General features: G+C 51.9%; 19 protein-coding genes. 13 read left to right on the top strand and 6 right to left on the bottom strand.

All coding sequences use genetic code 11. The annotated features are described in order from the left end of the window. Window positions 1-15: 15 nt before the first annotated feature. Window positions 16-468, top strand: a complete 453-nt coding sequence (locus OEU85_RS11550; protein ID WP_262691630.1) for a type II toxin-antitoxin system RatA family toxin — start codon at window positions 16-18, stop codon at window positions 466-468. On the opposite strand, the gene OEU85_RS11555 is transcribed toward OEU85_RS11550, so the two are convergent. Genes OEU85_RS11555 through OEU85_RS11570 form a run of 4 tightly spaced genes read right to left on the bottom strand, consistent with a single transcriptional unit; the run spans window position 458 to window position 3,688 of the window. Continuing rightward, window positions 458-952, bottom strand: coding sequence for a CinA family protein (locus tag OEU85_RS11555; protein ID WP_262691631.1), 495 nt, complete (start codon window positions 950-952; stop codon window positions 458-460). The genes OEU85_RS11550 and OEU85_RS11555 overlap by 11 nt on opposite strands. Beyond that, window positions 952-1,956 carry a YeiH family protein gene (locus OEU85_RS11560; protein ID WP_262691632.1) on the bottom strand — a complete coding sequence of 335 codons (1,005 nt, stop codon included), beginning with the start codon at window positions 1,954-1,956 and terminating at the stop codon, window positions 952-954. The genes OEU85_RS11555 and OEU85_RS11560 overlap by 1 nt, the downstream gene beginning before the upstream one ends. After that, window positions 1,956-2,474, bottom strand: coding sequence for a phosphatidylglycerophosphatase A family protein (locus OEU85_RS11565; protein WP_262691633.1), 519 nt, complete (start codon window positions 2,472-2,474; stop codon window positions 1,956-1,958). Before OEU85_RS11565 ends, OEU85_RS11560 begins: the two co-directional genes overlap by 1 nt. Then, window positions 2,474-3,688, bottom strand: coding sequence for a bifunctional 2-C-methyl-D-erythritol 4-phosphate cytidylyltransferase/2-C-methyl-D-erythritol 2,4-cyclodiphosphate synthase (locus OEU85_RS11570; RefSeq protein WP_262691634.1), 1,215 nt, complete (start codon window positions 3,686-3,688; stop codon window positions 2,474-2,476). The genes OEU85_RS11565 and OEU85_RS11570 overlap by 1 nt, the downstream gene beginning before the upstream one ends. A 50-nt stretch (window positions 3,689-3,738) precedes the next feature. On the opposite strand from OEU85_RS11570, the gene dusB reads away from it, so the two are divergent. Further along, on the top strand, window positions 3,739-4,725 hold the full coding sequence (gene dusB, locus OEU85_RS11575; RefSeq protein ID WP_262691635.1) for a tRNA dihydrouridine synthase DusB: 987 nt from the start codon (window positions 3,739-3,741) through the stop codon (window positions 4,723-4,725). A 56-nt stretch (window positions 4,726-4,781) separates the two neighbouring features. Here dusB and OEU85_RS11580 read toward each other — a convergent pair whose 3' ends face one another. Continuing rightward, the gene (locus OEU85_RS11580; protein ID WP_262691636.1) at window positions 4,782-5,024 is read right to left on the bottom strand and encodes a hypothetical protein; all 243 of its coding nucleotides are present in this window, start codon (window positions 5,022-5,024) and stop codon (window positions 4,782-4,784) included. Between OEU85_RS11580 and OEU85_RS11585 the strand changes: the two genes are divergently transcribed. The 8 genes from OEU85_RS11585 to hflX all read left to right on the top strand — a co-directional run bounded on the left by OEU85_RS11585 (window position 5,013) and on the right by hflX (window position 15,787). After that, window positions 5,013-5,825: a two-component system sensor histidine kinase NtrB gene (locus OEU85_RS11585; protein ID WP_262691637.1), complete on the top strand. Its 813-nt coding sequence runs from the start codon at window positions 5,013-5,015 to the stop codon at window positions 5,823-5,825. The two genes, OEU85_RS11580 and OEU85_RS11585, sit on opposite strands and share 12 nt — an antisense overlap. Further along, entirely contained in the window at window positions 5,812-7,266 is a 1,455-nt protein-coding gene (ntrC, locus tag OEU85_RS11590; RefSeq protein WP_262691638.1) for a nitrogen regulation protein NR(I), read from the top strand. The genes OEU85_RS11585 and ntrC overlap by 14 nt, the downstream gene beginning before the upstream one ends. 152 nt (window positions 7,267-7,418) lie before the next feature. Then, window positions 7,419-9,701: a sensor histidine kinase NtrY-like gene (locus OEU85_RS11595; RefSeq protein ID WP_262691639.1), complete on the top strand. Its 2,283-nt coding sequence runs from the start codon at window positions 7,419-7,421 to the stop codon at window positions 9,699-9,701. 22 nt (window positions 9,702-9,723) lie between these two features. Further along, complete coding sequence (gene ntrX / locus OEU85_RS11600; protein WP_262691640.1) at window positions 9,724-11,115, top strand: nitrogen assimilation response regulator NtrX; 1,392 nt, start codon at window positions 9,724-9,726, stop codon at window positions 11,113-11,115. 36 nt (window positions 11,116-11,151) lie between these two features. Continuing rightward, window positions 11,152-12,525 carry a Trk system potassium transporter TrkA gene (gene trkA / locus OEU85_RS11605; RefSeq protein WP_262691641.1) on the top strand — a complete coding sequence of 458 codons (1,374 nt, stop codon included), beginning with the start codon at window positions 11,152-11,154 and terminating at the stop codon, window positions 12,523-12,525. A gap of 9 nt (window positions 12,526-12,534) precedes the next feature. Beyond that, window positions 12,535-13,974 (top strand): potassium transporter TrkG, encoded by a 1,440-nt coding sequence (locus OEU85_RS11610; RefSeq protein WP_262691642.1) that lies wholly within the window; start codon window positions 12,535-12,537, stop codon window positions 13,972-13,974. Between the two features lie 193 nt (window positions 13,975-14,167). Further along, window positions 14,168-14,413, top strand: a complete 246-nt coding sequence (hfq, locus tag OEU85_RS11615) for an RNA chaperone Hfq (RefSeq protein WP_020398945.1) — start codon at window positions 14,168-14,170, stop codon at window positions 14,411-14,413. Then, the gene (gene hflX / locus OEU85_RS11620; protein WP_262691643.1) at window positions 14,414-15,787 is read left to right on the top strand and encodes a GTPase HflX; all 1,374 of its coding nucleotides are present in this window, start codon (window positions 14,414-14,416) and stop codon (window positions 15,785-15,787) included. It begins immediately after the preceding gene. 7 nt (window positions 15,788-15,794) lie between these two features. On the opposite strand, the gene mazG is transcribed toward hflX, so the two are convergent. Continuing rightward, on the bottom strand, window positions 15,795-16,610 hold the full coding sequence (mazG, locus tag OEU85_RS11625) for a nucleoside triphosphate pyrophosphohydrolase (protein WP_262691644.1): 816 nt from the start codon (window positions 16,608-16,610) through the stop codon (window positions 15,795-15,797). 74 nt (window positions 16,611-16,684) lie between these two features. Here mazG and OEU85_RS11630 point away from each other — a divergent pair, with 74 nt between their 5' ends. The 3 genes from OEU85_RS11630 to OEU85_RS11640 all read left to right on the top strand — a co-directional run bounded on the left by OEU85_RS11630 (window position 16,685) and on the right by OEU85_RS11640 (window position 19,370). Continuing rightward, window positions 16,685-17,659, top strand: a complete 975-nt coding sequence (locus OEU85_RS11630; protein WP_262691645.1) for a glycerophosphodiester phosphodiesterase family protein — start codon at window positions 16,685-16,687, stop codon at window positions 17,657-17,659. A gap of 15 nt (window positions 17,660-17,674) precedes the next feature. Further along, entirely contained in the window at window positions 17,675-18,328 is a 654-nt protein-coding gene (locus tag OEU85_RS11635; protein ID WP_262691646.1) for a phosphatase PAP2 family protein, read from the top strand. Window positions 18,329-18,473: 145 nt separating this feature from the next. Next, entirely contained in the window at window positions 18,474-19,370 is an 897-nt protein-coding gene (locus tag OEU85_RS11640) for a nucleotidyltransferase family protein (protein ID WP_262691647.1), read from the top strand. The last annotated feature ends 220 nt before the right edge of the window (window positions 19,371-19,590 follow it).

Raw genomic sequence — 19,590 nt, forward strand, 5'->3', positions numbered from 1 at the left:
AGGCGAGCAAGTCCAGTGCCCCGGTTTACCGAGAAAAAGACGCTGCCTTACACGCAAGAGCAGCTATTTACGCTGGTCTCTGATGTAGCCAAATACCCGGAATTTTTGCCGTGGTGCACGGGCGCGCGCGTCTACAACCGCAGGCAAGATCAGTTTGATGCCGATGTGATTATCGGCTTCAAGATGTTCAGTGAACGATTTACCTCGCGCGTGCGATACGAAGAATATGGCAGGGTTGATGTTGATTACATCAAGGGGCCGATGAAACGGCTTTATAACCACTGGCGCTTTAGACCTGTCGGCCTTCACTCGTGCCAAATTGACTTTGAGGTCGAGTTCGAATTTTCAAATCGTATGCTGAACCAGATGATCGGCGGCCTTTTTGGCGAGGCATGTAAAAAAATGGTTCACGCGTTCGAGACACGAGCCGAGGAAATATATGGTGTACCCAAGAGGGCTAATCCGTAATTGCCGATTTGAGCAGCCTGAGGGCGTTTGCGACGGTCGCTTGCCGGATTTTATCACGTCCGATGTTCCCGAAGTGAAATTCATGTGCGTACGGCGCTTCGCCTTGGCGGGCGACGCCAATCCATACGAGTCCGACAGGCTTTTCCGGGGTGCCGCCGCCCGGACCCGCAACCCCGGTAACAGCCACGCTGACGTCAGAACGTGAATTTACAAGCGCGCCGTATGCCATTTCCTTGGCGACTGCGGACGAAACTGCACCAAACCGGTGAAGGCTTTCTGTGCTGACGCCCAACATCTGATTCTTCGCTTCGTTTGAATAAGTGACGAAGCCCCTGTCAACAACGTCGGACGAACCGGGAATTTCTGTCAATGCGCCGGAAATCAGACCTCCGGTACAACTCTCAGCGGTGACAACCAACATGCTACGGTTACGAGCAGCCTCAAGAACCTGGGATGCCAATGTCAGAATGTTTTTGTCGAACATTACGCCTCGGTTATTGGAAGGCACAGCAGCACAAGCCCTGCAAGCCAGATTGTCTCAACCACCATCAGCATCACCGGTCGCCAGCCAAGGGTGGCGATGCTCCGGAGGTTACTTTTAAGCCCAATGGCAGCAATAGCAGTTATGAGACACGTTCTGGAGAAGGTGGTCAAGACAGACTTGGCCTCTGCAGGTATGGTTACGGCGCTGTTGATCAGCACGAAAACCACGAACGCAACAAGGAAGCCGGGTAGTATCGGCGGTTTTTTTGCGCCATCGTCAGCTTGTGCGTATGTGCGGAAAACAAGAACAAAAGCGAGTACCACAGGCAATAGCATGGCGACACGCATCAGCTTGGTGAGGGCTGCCAGATCGCCAGCTTCCGCGGAGATCGAGTATCCTGCACCCACAACTTGCGCAACGTCGTGGATGGTTGCACCAATAAAGATGCCAGCTTCGGCGTCGGTCATGCCTACAAGCCCACCGATCATTGGGTAGATTATCATGGCGACAGTTGAGAGGGCGGTGACGCCGACCACCGCAAATACGGTATCCCGTTCCTGTTCGTCACTTTTTGGCATGACGGCAGATAGGGCAAGAGCGGCGGAAGCACCACAAATAGCAACGGCACCGCCTGTAAGAGCACCAAATCGCCTCTTGAGGCCAAACAACCGCGCTACCAGAAGGCCAAAAAGAATGGAGGTAACGATACCGACGGCCATCAGCACGAAGGTTTGCCAACCTAGTGCCATTACGTCCGCAAGGGCAATGCGCAAGCCGAGGAGCGCAACCCCAATACGAAGTACTGTACTACTGGTAAACGCGATGCCCGGTTGGCATTTGGGATCATCATGCACAAAGTGCAGTGCCATGCCCAGAAGAAGCGCAAAAAGCATTGCTGGTGCGCCATAATGCTCACCCAGGAAGCTGGCTGCGAGTCCAACGGTGAGGGAAATTATAAAACCGGGGAAAATAGTAGCAATTCGTTCTTTAGTACTGTTGACCATCAAACCAAACCATCTAACAAACCTGTAGTTAGAAGGAGCCATATACTAATTGCAGCGAGAATGCCAGCGATGAGATCGTCTACCATCACACCAAAGCCTCCTGCTACTTTTTTGTCTAGCCAGCCAATCGGCCAGGGTTTGAGGATGTCAAAGAACCGAAACAGCAGAAACGCCAAACCATATATGATGTACGCCTTTGGAATGAGCGCAGCGGGTATGAGTGCCAACCACTGCCCGGCAATCTCATCAATGATAATTTCCGGTGCGTCATGAATATTGGTAAGCTTTTCTATATGGTTGATTGAAAGGCTGGCGAAAACAGTCAGTGTGATAGCGCCAGCAATCAGGCCGGATATGCCAAAACCTGCCTGTATCAGCACAACACCGATGAGAAGCCCCAATAGCGAGCCCCATGTCCCGGGTGCAGGCCTGAGCATGCCAATGCCGAGACCGGTTACAAACCAGAAGTGTGGAGACAGGTTTCGTTCGTTCCAAGTGCGCAGAGATACTTTCGCCATCAATTTTCTCCGAAGGGTAGGCGCACAGTTGCGGTCGCCTGTGCGGCAATGCCTTCTTCACGTCCTGTAAAACCGAGCTTTTCCGTGGTCGTTGCTTGCACGGAAACGCGGCGTATATCGATTTGCAACAATTCGGCGATGCGCGCCCGCATGGCAATATTATGAGGGCCTATTTTGGGCCGCTCGCATATCAGGCATATGGCGACATGGGCGATGACGCCACCCTTCGCCAAAACGCGATCCTTAGCGAAACTTAGAAAGATATCGCTGGGGCTGCCACGCCATTGGTCGTCGCTAGGCGGAAAGTGTTGCCCAATATCGCCCTCTGCTAGGGCTGCGAGGATAGCATCGGTCAGGGCGTGCAAGCCGACATCGGCATCCGAATGCCCCTTCAGGCGTTTAGTGAACGGCAGCCTCACGCCGCACAGCCAGACATGATCACCTTCTTCAAACCTGTGTACGTCATAACCCGAACCTGTTCGGATATCCGCCAATCGCATCATCAGCATCTGTTCCGCCTTTGTAAGGTCTGCGGCAGTTGTAATTTTGAAGTTATTGTCATTGCCTTCCACGATGCGAACTTGGGTGTCATTAGCTTCCATGACGGCGCCATCGTCGGTGTATTGATCCCCGGTCGCTCGTTCATGCGCTTCCAGCAAGGCATGAAACCGGAAAGCTTGAGGGGTTTGCACCGAATACAGGCCATCCCGCTTAACTGTGCGGGTAATCACCTCGTCGGATACTGCCTTAAGCGTATCTGTTACTGGTATTGCGGGTAACACTGCCATGGCACCGCGTTCAAGGGCCGATACAAGTCGCTCTATTGTATCTCTGTCAATGAAGGGGCGGGCTGCGTCGTGAACAAGAACATAGTCGGGCGCGATATGCGCCATGGCAGCAAGGCCATCACGTACGCTCTCCTGCCGGGTCGCGCCGCCCAGAGCTTGTTCAAGAAGGTCAAAACCCTTTGCTGCCGCATGATATAGCTCGAGGTCGTCTCGGTGAACTACAACCTTTATGGGGACGTTGGGCAGGGCCGTGCGCATGGCGTCAAGCGTATGGGATAAAATCATTTTCCCTGCGACCGTACGATACTGTTTCGGAAGTCCGGCTCCCGCGCGGCTACCCCGCCCGGCGGCAACGATCAGGACTGCGATTTTCGGTTGGCTCGTTTGCAAAATCTGGCTCTGGCTTTTTGTAATCACTTCTGGCATAAGCGGTGCCTATTATTTAGGCAGTGATCTGTTAGGTTAGGTAAAGATTGATGGCTCTTAACATTGGACCGGTAGAAATCAAAGATCCAGTTATTCTCGCACCCATGTCGGGTGTGACCGATATGCCGTTCCGGCGTCTTGTGAAACGCTATGGCGCGGGGCTTGTTGTGTCAGAGATGATTGCGTCGGAAGCAATGATCCGAGCGACCGCAAGCAGCATGAAGATGTCGACAAACTGTGCGGATGAATTTCCAATGTCGGTCCAGCTCGCGGGTTGTGAAGGTGCCAAGATGGCTGAAGCTGCCAAGCTGAATGAAGACCGTGGCGCAGCTATCATTGATATCAACATGGGATGCCCAGTAAAAAAGGTTGTGAATGGCCACGCCGGGTCGGCGCTTATGCGTGATCTCGACCACGCTGGTGAGCTTATTCATGCTACGGTAAATGCTGTGTCCTTGCCCGTCACACTTAAGATGCGCCTTGGCTGGGACGATAATAGCTTTAATGCGCCTGAGTTGGCCAAAATCGCAGAACAGGCAGGGGTTAAGCTCATCGCGGTTCATGGACGAACGCGGTGCCAGATGTATCGTGGCCATGCTAACTGGAAGAAGGTTGGCGTTGTCAAGGAAGCCGTAAGCCTGCCGGTAGTGGTGAATGGCGATATCAACGATTTTGGCGATGTTGACCAGGCGCTTTCGGATTCTTGCGCAGACGGGGTCATGATAGGACGCGGCTGTTATGGCAAGCCATGGCTTATTGGCCAGGTGATGCATTATCTGCGGACCGGTGAAAAACGGCCGGAGCCCGACCTTGAGGAACAGATGGCCACTGTTCTTGAGCATTATGATGAAATGCTAAGCCACTATGGTATTGAAGGCGGTATTCGTATCGCTCGCAAGCATCTTGGTTGGTATACGAAAGGCCTGCATAGCTCGGCCGACTTCCGGAACGAAATCAACCGTATGGAGGACCCTGAGGCGGTAAAGCGGGCCCTGAGAGACTTCTACTTACCTCTTTGTGAACAAATGGCAGCTTAATGCGTGACCGGGGGGGCAGCGCGGGGGAGATAGGCACGCAGGATATTCTGCATAGCCTAAGCCAAGCTATATTCCTGGTTGGCACGGACAATCTCATCACCGATGTTTTTGCACAGGCCGAAACCATTTTTGAACGCAGCCGCGAAACACTGTGTGGCAGCCCAATCGCCCACCTGCGGGGTGTGGGCTATGCGGCTGACGGGCTGGTCACTCGGGCTCGTGATGAAAATACGCCCCTTAACAGCTATGACGTCGCTGTCATGCCTCCGATTGGCGATATTGAGTTGATGGATATGCATGCCCACCCACACGGGGATTCCAGCGCTATTATCCTTTCTGTACAACCGCGACGAATCACGGCTTTTCTGGAAAAACGCGCCGAGATGGAAGCCGCGGCCCGATCTGTCAGTGGGCTGGCATCAATGTTGGCGCATGAAATCAAAAACCCGCTCTCGGGCATTCGAGGTGCGGCGCAATTGATGGCCCGGGCGCAGGACAGTAAAAACGCAAGACTAACTGAACTGATTGTCAAGGAAGTGGATCGGATCAAAGGACTCGTTGACGAGCTTGAAACTTTCAGCTCACCTCACGCACATACAAATGAAGCGGTGAATATCCATGAAGTGCTGGATCATGTGCTGAATGTTGCCGTGGCGGGTTTTGGCGCAAAGTGTAGTTTTCGCCCCCGTTTTGACCCTTCGTTGCCGCCGGTTTTTGGTAATTATGATCGTCTGATACAGGTGTTTTTAAACTTGATTAAAAATGCTGTTGAAGCGGCGGGGCCTGACGCTGACATCACAATCACAACATCGTATCGGCATGGAATCTGGCTCACTAGTCGATCTGGTGAACGAATCCGTTTGCCGGTCGAAGTCAGCGTTCTGGATAACGGGCCGGGAATACCCAATCATCTACGCGGGCACCTTTTTGATCCATTTGTCAGCGGCAAGGAAGGCGGTACAGGCTTGGGCCTTGCTCTGGTTGCCAGATACGTGAGTGATATGGAGGGAACGGTAACCTGTGATAACCACCCGAAAAGTGGGGCGCAGTTTAAGGTGCAGCTTGCACTTGAAGAGGACATGAGAAGTGGGACGACCTAAACCGACCATCATTGTTGCGGACGATGATACAGCCATCCGCGTGGTAGTTGGCGAAGCCTTGCGTCAGGAAGGCTGGATGGTGCTTGAAGCGGAAGACCTGCCTGAGCTGATGCGTTTGGTGGAGAGGGGGCAGGGCGATGTGGTTATATCAGATGTGATGATGCCGTCAGGTAGTGGGCTTGATGCTTTGCCGGGCCTGCTTGAGAAAAGGCCTGAGTTGCCGTTCGTGATTATGAGCGCACAAAATACGCTTTCAACTGCAATGGCTGCAACGAATAATGGTGCCTTTGACTACTTGCCAAAGCCTTTTGATATAGATGAGTTAATATCAATTGTTAAGAAAGCGCTTAAGGAAAAAATCACCCTTGTTTCAGACGACCTTGTGCGTGATGAAAACCTCCTTATCGGTCGCTCAACTGTAATGCAGGAAATCTACCGTACGATGGCGAGGGTGGTGAAAACCGATCTCACAGTTATGGTAACAGGCGAGAGCGGTACCGGTAAGGAACTGGTTGCGCGGGCACTTCATGCTCACGGCCCACGTGCCAACAATCCATTTGTGCCGGTGAATATGGCTGCTATCCCACGGGAACTGATCGAAAGCGAACTTTTTGGCCATGAGCGCGGCGCATTTACAGGCGCGGAGACCCGCACTCTTGGTCGGTTCGGGCAAGCCAAAGGTGGTACGCTATTTCTTGATGAGATCGGCGATATGCCGCTTGAAGCACAGACCCGTTTACTGAGGGTCCTCCAAGAGGGGGAATATCGGACAGTTGGTGGCCAGAAGAGCATAAAGTCCGATGTTCGTATCATTGCCGCTACAAATCGCAGCTTGCAGTCGATGGTTCGTTCCGGCGATTTCAGAGAGGACTTGTTCTTTCGGTTGAATGTGGTGCCTATTTCACTGCCACCACTGAGGGAGCGGCCCGGTGACATCCCTGACCTTGCGGAGCATTTCCTGCGAAAAGCCATGGATAAGGGCTTACCGCAGAAGAAGCTTACCGATGGTGCAAAAAAAGCGCTGCAGTCATTCGATTGGCCGGGCAATGTCCGTGAACTGGAAAACCTGCTGCAACGCATTTGCGCCTTATATCCAGGCAAAGAAATCAGCGGCTCCGTTATCAAAACAGAATTTGATCGCTCCACTTCGGAGATGGCAGGCGGGCCGGTTAGTATCATGGCAGATGTCAGTGGTGGCAACCTTGCGCAGACACTGCGTCTGCATCTCGACCAATATTTCGATTATCATGATGACGGCTTGCCCCCTGCTGGCCTCTATCAGCGTATTCTGCGTGAGGTGGAACGGCCACTTATTCAGAAGGTGTTGCAGGTAACAAGTGGGAATCAGGTCAAGGCTGCCGAACTCCTTGGGTTAAACCGCAACACTCTCCGCAAGAAAATTCGCGAACTTGATATCTCTGTTCACCCACGTGCATCCTAAACTTTGCCACAATCGTGTTTCAGCGTGTGATATATGTGGAACAATTGTGACAAATATGCATCATAGGGCGCATGTCGAAGAACAAGCCGTTAAAAAAGCCTGAAGTGAACACAGGGGTGCCGAAGTTACCCAATCGGCGCTGGGCAAAATTTATGCTGTGGTCACGGCGGCTTAAGCTTGCTGGACGTATTGAAATTCTACTTTCGGTACTCGCAGTAATATCAGCGATCACTACATATATCGTGATGTCACGGAAGTCTGGACCGTTTGAGCTAGCCTCGGGCCGGACCATGCGGGTGCTATTGGCCATCAACTTGGCGCTGTTGCTGGCGCTCGGTGTATCCATCGGTCGGTGGTTTGTCCGTCTCTGGCTATCGCGCAAGGGCATGGCCGCGGGCTCTCGCCTTCAAACCAAGGTAACCGGCTTTTTTATCGCGATTGCTATTGTGCCGCCAATCATTATGACGGTGTTCTCGGCGCTATTCCTCGAGTTTGGCATTCAGTCATGGTTTAGCGAACGGGTGCGCTCAGCGCTCAACAACTCGCTTGAGGTTGCCGAAACCTACATGATTGAGCACCGGGCGACGATCGAGAAAGACATGCAGGCGATTGCGCTTGCGTTCAACCGCCTCAGTCCGTTGCAGCAGACAGATAGTCTGACACTACAGCAGGTAGCCTACAGTGCCTTAAATACACGTCTATTGTCCGAGGTGTTGCTTATTGAAATGCAGGACCTGGACACGGAAGGGGCTGTTGTGGCACGGGCTAATCAGGGGCTGGAGCTTACCACATCGCGGCTGCAAAAAAACATGCTCGACCGGGTGCGACAGGACGGTACATTTGTAGCGTCCAATACCGCAGACAATACCGTCGTTGGCATGATCAAGCTTTCGAGCTTTTTACGCCCGACCTATTTATATGTGGCGCGTGACCTCAATCCACAGGTGCTTGGCTACCTGCAGGCGACCCGATCGGCTGTGGCTGACTATGAAAGCCTTGAGGGGCAACGCAGCAACATTCAACTGCAATTCAATGTGGTTTTTATCATTGTAGCCCTTTTGATCCTGCTCGCGGCCATCTGGATAGGGCTTTGGTTTTCAGCGCGGCTGGTTAATCCGTTGTCTAACCTTGTTGACGCAGCTGAGCGCGTCGGTCAGGGGGATCTCGCTACGCGTGTTCCAAGTCCGCCGACCAGCGATGAGGTGGGCATGCTTAGCCGTGCTTTCAACCGCATGACCGACCAGATTGCCCGCCACCAAGATGCGCTTATCGAGGCAAACCGGGAGTTGGACGAACGTCGCCGATTTCTTGAGGAAGTGCTGGAAGGCGTGTCGGCTGGTGTTATCGGGCTGCAGCAGGACGGTACCGTTTTCCTGCCCAATCGCTCCGCAGCCAGCCTCTTGGGCGTTGCCTATGAAGATCTGATTGGCCGGCGCCTGAGTGAGGTCGTACCTGAATTTACGGAGCTGCTGCGACAGGGCGAAAAAAGTGTTGCCGGTGAAGTTAAAGGGCAGGTGCTTATTGATGTGAAGGGGGAAACCCGGACGTTGCTGGTTCGGGTATTTGTTGAACGCGGGCAGGGAGATGTGGAATCCATCGGCGGTTACGTGGTTACCTTTGATGACCTTACTGAGCAACTCGCTGACCAGCGTACGGCCGCTTGGGCAGATGTTGCCCGTCGTATCGCGCACGAAATCAAAAATCCGCTGACCCCGATTCAGCTTTCAGCAGAAAGACTTAAACGTAAGTATTTAAAGGAAATTGCCAGCGATACAAAGGTGTTTAGCCAGTGCACTGATACCATCATCCGGCAGGTTGGCGATCTAAGGCGTATGGTGGACGAGTTTTCCTCGTTTGCAAGAATGCCGGCACCGATTCTCAAAGAGACGGATATTGCCGATGTGGTTAAACAGTCGGTGTTCCTGCAGGATGTTGCAGCAAGCAGGATACAATTTTCCACCCGCATGCCGGAGAGCATTTTATCCATTAAATGTGATGGCCGCCTTGTTGGCCAAGCCCTCACCAATATTCTAAAGAATGCCGTGGAATCTGTGATGGCGCGGGTTGAACGGGATATCGAACATGGGGCTGACACTGTTGAGCCGGGAATGATCAGGGTTGACCTTTCCCAAGACGGTGACCGAACCGAGATCAGAGTTGATGACAATGGGTTGGGGTTGCCACAGGATCAGAAAGACCGCTTGATGGAACCGTATGTGACCACGCGGGCCAAGGGCACTGGACTGGGGTTGGCGATTGTCAGACGGATCATGGAAGAACACGGGGGCGTCGTTCGCATCGCAGACCGGTCACCACTGGGTGCCAGAGCAGTACTTGTCTTTTCGCACCGCGCACTCGAAAAGCGTGCGTCGCGTGCGGATGACGCCGATGAAAATTCTAATGCGAAAAAGGGCGGCGCCGCCGCTGCTGAGTAAAAGACCAGGGAGTGCGCCACATATGGCACTTGATATTCTCATAATTGATGACGAAGAAGATATCCGCGAGCTTGTTTCCGGGATTCTGGAAGACGAAGGTTATAATACGCGAACCGCCCATGACAGCGACAGTGGTCTCGCTGAGATCGAAGCGCGGTTGCCGTCATTGATGGTGCTTGATATCTGGCTGCAAGGCAGCAAGCTGGACGGGCTTGAGATTTTGGAGTTGGTGAAGTCTCGGCACCGGGATCTTCCAATCGTGGTTATCAGTGGACATGGCAACATTGAAACTGCTGTGGCAGCGATAAAAAAAGGTGCTTATGATTTCATAGAGAAACCTTTTGAAGCTGACCACCTGCTTCTGACTATTCAACGTGCGACAGAAGCAGACCGGCTACGCCGGGAGAATGAAGAACTCAAGAAACGTTCGGCGTTTTCGGTAGATATAACCGGTAAAAGCCACGCTATTAACACTGTTCGCCAGAACATCGAAAAGGTGGCAGCAACCAATAGCCGTGTGTTGATCCACGGTCCCTCCGGTTCCGGTAAAGAAGTTGCTGCCCGGCAAATTCATGCCCGTTCTCATAGAATGGGTAGTTCCTTTGTTGTCATAAGTGCCGCTTCGATGGAGCCGCATCGTATGGAACAGGAACTTTTTGGCGTTGAGCAGAACGGGGGGGTGGTAAAAACCGGGCTATTTGAACGCGCCCATGGCGGCACCCTTTTTATCGACGAAGTCGGTGATATGCCGTTACCTACGCAAGCCAAGATATTACGTGTGCTGACGGATCAGGCCTTCGAGCGTGTTGGAGGAAATACAGGCGTAAAAGTGGATGTTCGAGTGATTTCTGCGACAAGCAAGGACTTGCAAATGGAAATCAGGGAAGGTCGGTTTCGTGAGGATCTCTATCATCGCCTGAATGTAGTGCCGCTTAAAATGGCGTCGTTGTCTGAGCGTCGCGAAGATATTCCGATGCTGGCACAGAATTTTCTCGACGCCCTAGCAGAAGCCACCGGTAGGCCTAAGGCGAAGCTTGCAGATGACGCCATTGCAGCACTGCAGTCTTACGACTGGCCCGGGAATGTCCGGCAACTAAAAAACATCATGGAACGATTGGTCATCATGGGTTCTGATGAATTTGACAGCGAAATAGGTGCGGACCTTCTGCCCCAGGAGATACGGACCGGTTCCAGCGACTTGTTGCACCCGGGGGGGAACAGCGCCATTATGACGACACCACTGAGAGAAGCCCGTGAGGCATTTGAGCGAGAATACCTGAAGGTCCAGATCAATCGCTTCAGTGGTAACATTTCTCGAACAGCGGCCTTTATCGGTATGGAGCGGTCCGCATTGCATCGGAAACTGAAGTCGCTTGGCTTGACCGGAGCCAGTAAAGGTGACGAGATCGAATAGTCTTAATCTATAACTTTGGAAAAGTGATATAACACCATGAAAGTTATTGTCTGTGGTGCTGGCCAAGTTGGCTTTAACATTGCGAAACATCTGGCCGATCAGCAAAATGACGTAACCGTTATTGACCGGTCACCTGAACTCATCCGTAAGATAAGTGAATCTCTGGATATTCAGGCACTGGTGGGACATGCGTCCGACCCATCAATGCTGGCGAAGGCAGGGGCTGCTGACGCAGAACTGCTTGTCGCCGTAACATGGTCGGACGAGGTAAATATGGTTGCCTGCCAGGTCGCGAATTCGCTTTTCAGCGTGCCCACCAAAGTTGCGCGTATTAGAAACCAGACATATCTCAAGCCAATGTGGGCCGATCTATTTTCCCGCGAGAATATGCCAATTGACGTAATTATTTCACCCGAACTTGAGGTGGCACAGGCACTCCATCGACGCCTTCAGGTTCCCGGTGCGTTCAATATGGTACCGTTTGTTGATGGTAAAGTTCGGCTGATCGGCTTGGTACTGGATGAAAACTGCCCTGTCGTGGATACGCCGCTCAGGCAATTGACTGAGCTATTTCCAAACCTGCAAACCACGGTGGTTTCTGTCGTGAGGGCCAATAAGATATTTGTGCCCCGCAGCGATGACCAATTACAGGCAGGCGATGCCATCTATATTGCAGTCGATGCCGACATGACCGAACGTGCCATGGCTGTATTTGGGCACGAAGAGAAGGCAGCGCAGCGGCTGGTTATTGTCGGGGGAGGTAATATCGGACTGTTCCTTGCACTTCTCCTTGAAGATAACGCAAAAACCAATGTGAAGATTATCGAGTTTGATAAAACTCGCGCCTCCTTGATTGCTGAGAAGCTGAAGCATGCTGTTGTTATTAACGGCGACGCACTGGATCGCGAAATCCTGCAAGAGGCCAATATTGCCCAAGCTGATACTATTGTCTCTGTAGCCAACGACGATGAGGTGAATATCCTTTCGTCACTGCTTGCCAAGCAGCAGGGGTGCCCACGGGCTATCACGCTAATGAATAACCCGATCTATGGCAGCCTTGTTGGGTCGCTTGGAATTGATGTTGCTCTTGATCCGAGAGAAACAACTGTTTCGTCGATTGTAAGGCACATTCGCCGCGGCCGCATTCGCGACCTGTACAGTATTTTTGAAGGAAAAGCTGAAATTATTGAAGCGGAAGTTATCGAGGGGTCGGCCGTTGCCGGCAAGACAATTGGCCAACTCAGACTTCATGGGGATGTGAAGTTCGGTATGATCGTTCGTGAGGATGAGGCGATAGTGCCACACGCCGATACCGTTCTCCAGGGAGGCGATCGCGTGGTTATTTTAGCACTCTCGGAGGCAGTGAAAAAGATTGAACAGCTATTTTCCGCGCGTGCGGATCTGTTCTGACCTTCTGACATGTGGACAAGCCGACTTTTTTTTCTAATCGGGTGCTGGATCATTATCTTGGCATTGCTCCAATGCATCCCGTTTCTAACCGCCGTATTTCTCGGTGAAACTGAGGTTGCCAGTAGTTTTTTTGCCTCAATCTCAATCGTGATGCTGGTCGGCGGATCTCTGTATATGGGGTTTCGCTCGTCCGAGCGCGTAAGAGTGCGGAAACTAACAATATTGCTTCCCCTCGTTGGCGGTATATGCCTCGCTTTTGCGACTGGGCTGCCTTTCTTCTTCCTTTTCCCCGATGCTGGATTGATCACAGCTTTTTATGAAGGCATGTCACTCATTACAACGACAGGGGCCGGAGCGTATGAGGGCGCTGTGGAGGAGATGAAAGCGCTGCAGTTATGGCGGCTTCTGGCCGCGTGGCTTGGCGGTTTCATGTCCATCTGCATTACCCTGTCACTTTTGACAGCACTCAATAGTGGTGGCCTTCAGTTACACCGCTCTCCCTTGCCTTACGGGGATAGTGATAAAGGCTACCCCCGTCTGCGCGCTACTGCACAGACACTTTTGCCCCTTTATATCTTGTTCACAGCTGTCTGCTGTTTGCTACTGATGTTGGGAGGTGAGGCTTTTGGTGATGCGGCTATGCTGGCTATGGCGGCGATTAGCACAACAGGTATTGGCCCTGCCTCCAGTCACATTGTTGCAGGTGGGTGGGTGCAATTTGTTGTAGCGTTGTTTTCACTCGCCGCCATTTTGAACTGGGACATGCATTATGCGCGGATCAAACAGCTTCGCGTCAAAGGAACCTTTGGCCAGGAAACACGATCGTTGTTGCTGGTCACAGGTTTTGGCACCCTGCTTTTGTTCCTGCTGGCTGATGATTTCGGCTGGTCTGTATTTTGGGGCAGCGTGTTTGCGTCAATTTCCGCTGTGGCTACGACAGGGTTTCAGGCACCGTATAATGCCTCAGTCGGCGCCTCTTTACCCTCATCCATTGTGATAATTGTACTCACTTGTGTTGGTGGATGTGTCGCTGGTACATCGGGTGGCTTGAAGCAACTGCGTGCCAGCATCGTATATATGCTTGGTCGGGGAGAGATTGACCGTCTCGCCCATCCGCACGGCGTACGGACATTGCGATACGAGGAGGAGGTAATCCAGAGCAAGGACATCGATACCATCTGGCTTCTGCTCGGAGGTTTCGTTTCCCTTTTTGTCGCTGCATCGCTGGTTCTTGCTATCCTGGGTATTGGTTTTCAGGAGGCAATAGCGCTTTCATTGTCTTCGCTCACACTTTCAGCTCCGCTTGCTGGGGTGATCGACCCCTATTTCCCCGGCTTTTCAGGCTTGCATGATGCCGATTACATTGTGCTTTCGGTTCTTATGCTTGTGGGGCGGGTGGAAGCGTCACTCTTCCTCGCATTGTTCGCGAGATCTATGTGGCGTGGATAATAATCTTTGCAGGTCGGATAATTATCGTAAAGCCTGTTGACCAAAACCAGCAACGTCTGACATATATGTAGCCGCGTGTAATCACTGGTGACGGGAAAAACTATGGCTTTGCCGACGCAAAAAAACAGGTGATACGGGCTATCGCTCTTAAGGCTGATATAATTAGAAAATCAAATAAACAAACGGACAGTCCATGTCAGAAAAAAATCAGAACCTCCAGGACGTCTTTCTTAATGCCGTTCGTAAATCCAAAACGCCGGTGACGGTGTTTTTAGTCAATGGTGTTAAACTTCAGGGAGTAATAACCTGGTTCGACAATTTTTGTGTATTGTTGCGCCGGGACGGCCATTCCCAGCTTGTTTACAAGCATGCAATATCAACGGTGATGCCGTCTGGCCCTGTGCAGCTGTTTGAGCCAGAAAAAGACCTAGAGGGTTAATTGGCAAACAAGACTGATGACCGTTCGGCCGAGCGGCCGGGTGGCGGCTGGTCGACAGAAGGCCTTGGCTACCTGCGGGATCAGGAAGCCAAGCAACGGGTGTATGTTGTACACCCGTTTTTGCGTGATCGCGTTGATATGTCCCATACAAAACGCTCGCCCGAAGCCCGGCTTGAAGAAGCAATGGGGCTCGCCCTTGCCATTGATATCCAATTGGTGGGGGGCGAAGTTGTTGCCCTTCGGGAACGCCGGCCAGCTACATTTATAGGCGTTGGTAAAATCGACGAGCTTAAGGCTTTCGTTGCAGCAGAAGAAATTGACCTACTGATATTTGACTGCGAACTAACCCCCGGTCAGCAACGCAACCTTGAGCGCGAAACCAAGTGTAAGGTCATTGACCGCACAGCGCTTATTCTTGAAATCTTTGGTGCGAGAGCCAGTACTAAGGAAGGTGAGCTTCAAGTTGAACTTGCGCACCTTGAGTATCAGCGGAGCCGTCTTGTCCGGTCTTGGACACACCTTGAACGACAACGCGGCGGCTCTGGCTTCATGGGCGGGCCCGGAGAGACGCAGATTGAGGCCGACCGACGTATTATTGCCGACAGGATCACGAGGATCAAACGGCAGTTAGAGCAAGTTACACGCACGCGAACTCTTCACCGTGCTCGTAGGCAGAAGGCGCCATACCCGATTATCGCGCTCGTCGGATATACAAACGCGGGCAAGTCAACGCTGTTTAATCGACTGACGAAAGCTGAGGTGCTGGCAGAGGATATGCTGTTTGCGACGCTTGACCCCACAATGCGCGCGCTGGAACTTCCAAGTGGACGACGGGTTATCCTGTCTGACACCGTCGGGTTCATCTCAGAGCTGCCGACGACACTTGTTGCAGCATTTCGCGCAACCTTGGAAGAAGTGTGCGAGGCTGACGTGATAGTACATGTTCGGGATGCCTCTCATCCCGACAGCAACATTCAAAAACTCGACGTTGAGGATGTACTTTCCGAACTTGGTGTTGAGTTGTCGGATGAAGGGGAGGGTACACCGTTCATCGAAGCGCTGAACAAGATCGACCTCATGGGTGACGACGAACAAGCCGCTCTTGTAACATTAGATGAACGGCAGGAGCGCACCGTAGCTATCTCCGGATTAACCGGTGATGGTTGCGCGCGCCTGATCGAAGCTGTGGATAAGTTGCTGAGCACCGGTGACCTCAACATGCAGATGACGGTTCCCTACTCAGACGGCGCAACTCAGGCATGGCTACATGCAAATTCCAGAATTGTATCCGAGAAGCATGGCGAGGAGGGGATAACCTTCAACGTTTTTGTGGATCCTGTAGCCTGGGCAAAATACTCCAACAGGCGGCGCTAAAGCGCATTCACTGCGCTGCCTTTTCCTCGATTTTTGCTTGATTCCACAATGTGTCCATCTCCTCAAGAGACGACTGTGATGGCGTTCTGCCTTGTTGTGCCAAAAGTGCTTCTATTCGATGGAAACGACGTTCGAACTTGGCATTTGTGCCACGAAGCGCTTCCTCAGGGTCTATGGCGAGATGCCGCGCCAAGTTTGCCATCACAAATAGCAGATCCCCAACTTCTTCCTTGATGTGTGCGACGTCAGTATTATTTTGCGCAGCTTCAACGAGTTCACGTGCTTCTTCTTGCAATTTGTCGAGCACGTCGGAGGTCTGAGGCCAGTCAAAACCGACCCGCGCGGCGCGCTTTTGAAGCTTCATAGCGCGGAGAAGGGCGGGTAAGCTGATTGAGACGCCGTCAAGAGCGGAGGCTGTCTGGCCTTGTTCCTTAGCCTTAAGAGCTCGCTCTTTTGCTTTCTGTATTTCCCAGGCACTGGTTTGGGCGTCGGCAGTTGCGATATCCGCTTTCCCGAAAACATGAGGGTGTCTGCGGACCATTTTTTCGCTAACGCCCTGAACGACGTCGGCAAAGGTAAAGTGACCGGCTTCCTCAGCCATTTGTGAATGAAACACTGCTTGAAACAGCAGATCACCCAATTCATCCTTCAGGGCGTCCATGTCGTTTGCGCGGATGGCTTCGTCCACTTCATAAGCTTCTTCAATTGTGTAGGGAGCAATTGTTTTGAAAGTTTGCTCCACATCCCACGGGCAGCCGCCATCAGGATCACGCAGGCGCCTCATGATATCAAGTAGGCCTGCCATCGAATATGTATCTGACATTAAGTTTCTCAGTAAAATTGTTGAATCAAAGGACAGCTTCGTGCCTTAAAGATATCAGGTCAAGTCATGCCGAGATGATATGGAACAAAGGAACCGTGATGCACATAAGCAAGATATTAACGGTAGTATTCTTTATATATGCTTTGGCGGGCTCGCCAACAATTGCGGAGTCTGTGCCGCTACCAGGAGATATTAATACACGGTATTATATAGAGGTTCCGAAAGGCCACCTGAAGGAGTTCTTTCGCTTTCACCCTCTGCGGATTCCGTTGGTGAGCCATCATCGTGGCGGCCCGGTTGCCGGATATCCTGAAAACGCGATTGAAACGATGGATAATGCGCTTCGACACGGCTTTGGTTTGATGGAAGTAGATATTGCAGAACTTAAGGATGGCTCTCTCATTCTTATGCACGATGATACGCTTGACCGAACGACGACAGGTACAGGCAATGTCTCGGATATGAGCATGCAAGATGTTGAAAAGCTTTACCTTGAGGACAATGACGGCAAACAGACCATCTTCCGCGTGCCAAGCTTGGAATCAGCCTTGGAGTGGGCGAAGGGGAGGGCTATCCTCACACTCGATATCAAGCGCGGCACAGATTTCAGGAAGGTCGCGAAGGCGGTTGAAGATGCTGCGGCGGAAGATTATGCCGTTGCTATTACATACTCTCTCAAACAGGCCGTTGCCTTTCATAAGATTGCACCGGCGATGATGCTTACTGTTTCTATGTATGATCAGCAGGATGTCGCAGATGTTGCAGCGAGTGGTATCGATCCCCGGTTCATCATTGCCTGGACTGGAACACAGATGCAGCCACCGGCGTTTTATCGACATATCCACGAACAAGGCTGGCGCGCTATTACGGGTACCTTTTCTCTCGACAAGCAGCTCGCAGAGACAGGAGAAAATGCAGAATATCTGAACGTCTTGGAGGCGGGAGTGGACATTATAGCAACAGATCGTTTCTGGGCTGTACAGCACCAGATACGCAATCCCAATCTTTTTTATTATGTACGCCGCTCGCCAGTTGCGGCACGTCACTAGCGGCAACAGAAGGCAATGGCAATGAACAAGCGTATAGTCAGCTTAATCAGTCCATTAATGCTGGGTGCTGCTTTTGTGGCCTGGGCATGGTTGACATTTTCGGGCTTTTTAACGGGGTTTGACCAATGGGGACTGGAGCTGTTTCGTGACACGAACGGGGTTCCTGTCGGGGCAGGTATCACCCAAAGCCTTGTTGTTATGGTGACTCATTTGGGTGACACAATTACTTTGCTAGTGCTGTCGTTGCTTGCAATTGGCTGGTTGATGCTGCGAAAGTATCGGCGCGAGGCCGTTACTGGTGCTGTTTCGATTGCGGGGTTATTTCTTTTAAACCCGGTGCTTAAAAACATGTTCGCCCGCGCGCGACCTGATATTTTTGAGCATGTTGTACACGCATCAACTAACAGTTTCCCGAGCGGACACGCCCTTCGTGCGGCGGGCATCTATTTTTTAATATATTTCCTTTTAGTTAACCGGTTGCCGGTAAAAGTAGCACGAGCCATGTTCTGGGTGTTTGCTGCTGCTGCGATATCAACCGGTATCAGCCGAGTTTATCTTGGCGTGCATTGGCCCACGGACATAATTGCCAGTTGGCTTGTTGCTGCTACATGGGTCATTTACTGGCGCGAGAAACTGACATCTCCAGGTAGTGATACCAAGAAAGGGTGAGCATTACATTGCCTTTCAACCAGCAACCGGCTAATGATCATATGACAAATATGTTAAGTGGCGCTTGGGGAAGTGCCTCTGGTTATGATGAAGTAATGAGGAACCGAGAGGTATCCTTGGGGCATAAAGAGGGGGGATGGGGCGCATGAATGAAATAGCCATGTATGAGTTTGAGGCTAACAATGATCCCGATCATTTATATGAATTTCAACAACACGATTCACTGAACCGACACCGTCGCGACTTTACTGCCATCGTTCTGGCGGGAACACGGCGTGCGGACGATCCGGTGGCGGCGCTGATTGGCGGACAGTTCAAAGCACTGGTGCCAATTTGTGGAGAACCGATGGTCTCCCGGGTCGTAAAGGCGCTGGCCAAGTCCGGCTCGGTGAAACGAATAGTTGTGGTTTTTGACGAACCGGAGCTTCTTTTTGACGCCTGCCCTGCTTTGCAAGCCGAAGCCGGGGAGGTTGTTATAGAGGTCCTACCCTGCGCAGAGACAATTTGCTGCAGCGTGGCCTCAACTATTGAAGCAGCTAAAGCCGAATGGCCCTATCTGGTGACAACCGCTGACCATGCTCTGCTGACGCCTACCATGGTCGATAAGTTTTGTAGTGATGCTCGCATGCAGACGGGGCTCGCTGTTGGCTTTGTTGAGCGGTCTTATCTTGAAGCAGCACATCCAGGATCCAAACGGACCTATTTGCCTTTCAAGGAAACGCAGCTCTCAGGGGCCAACCTGTTTGCCTTTATGTCGGAGGAGGCTTTGCCTGTACTCGATTTTTGGCGTTCAATTGAGCAAAAACGTAAAAAGCCGTGGACACTGTTCAAAGCGTTTGGATATCGCAATCTATTCGGGCTGCTTTTTAAACGTTTCACTGTTGATCAAGCGTTTGAGCGGGCGTCAATTGTCTTGGGAGTTAATGCATCAGCTGTGCGGTTGCCATTTGCGGAGGCGGCCATCGACGTTGATACCGCCCTTGACTTTGAACAAGTGTCAAGAATTCTTGAATTACGTGAAACTGCAGTTTTGGCGTATTAGGAGTTCATCGCTCAACGTGAAGAGCGAATGCGGGTTTCGCATCGCGGGCACCGCAACTTACCTCGCTGGAGATCAATATAACGCTGTACGCCTAGTGGAAAAATTTGGCCACAGGCATTGCAGCGGCGCCGCTGTTTGGCCAGCATCCTGATGCTAATCGCACCGATCGAGAGAGCTATCGCAATAGCGACTTCTACAGCTGGAAACGTAATAAGCAAAG

The sequence above is a fragment of the Kordiimonas aestuarii genome, from assembly GCF_025574465.1.
Classification (GTDB): Bacteria; Pseudomonadota; Alphaproteobacteria; order Sphingomonadales; family Kordiimonadaceae; genus Kordiimonas; species Kordiimonas aestuarii.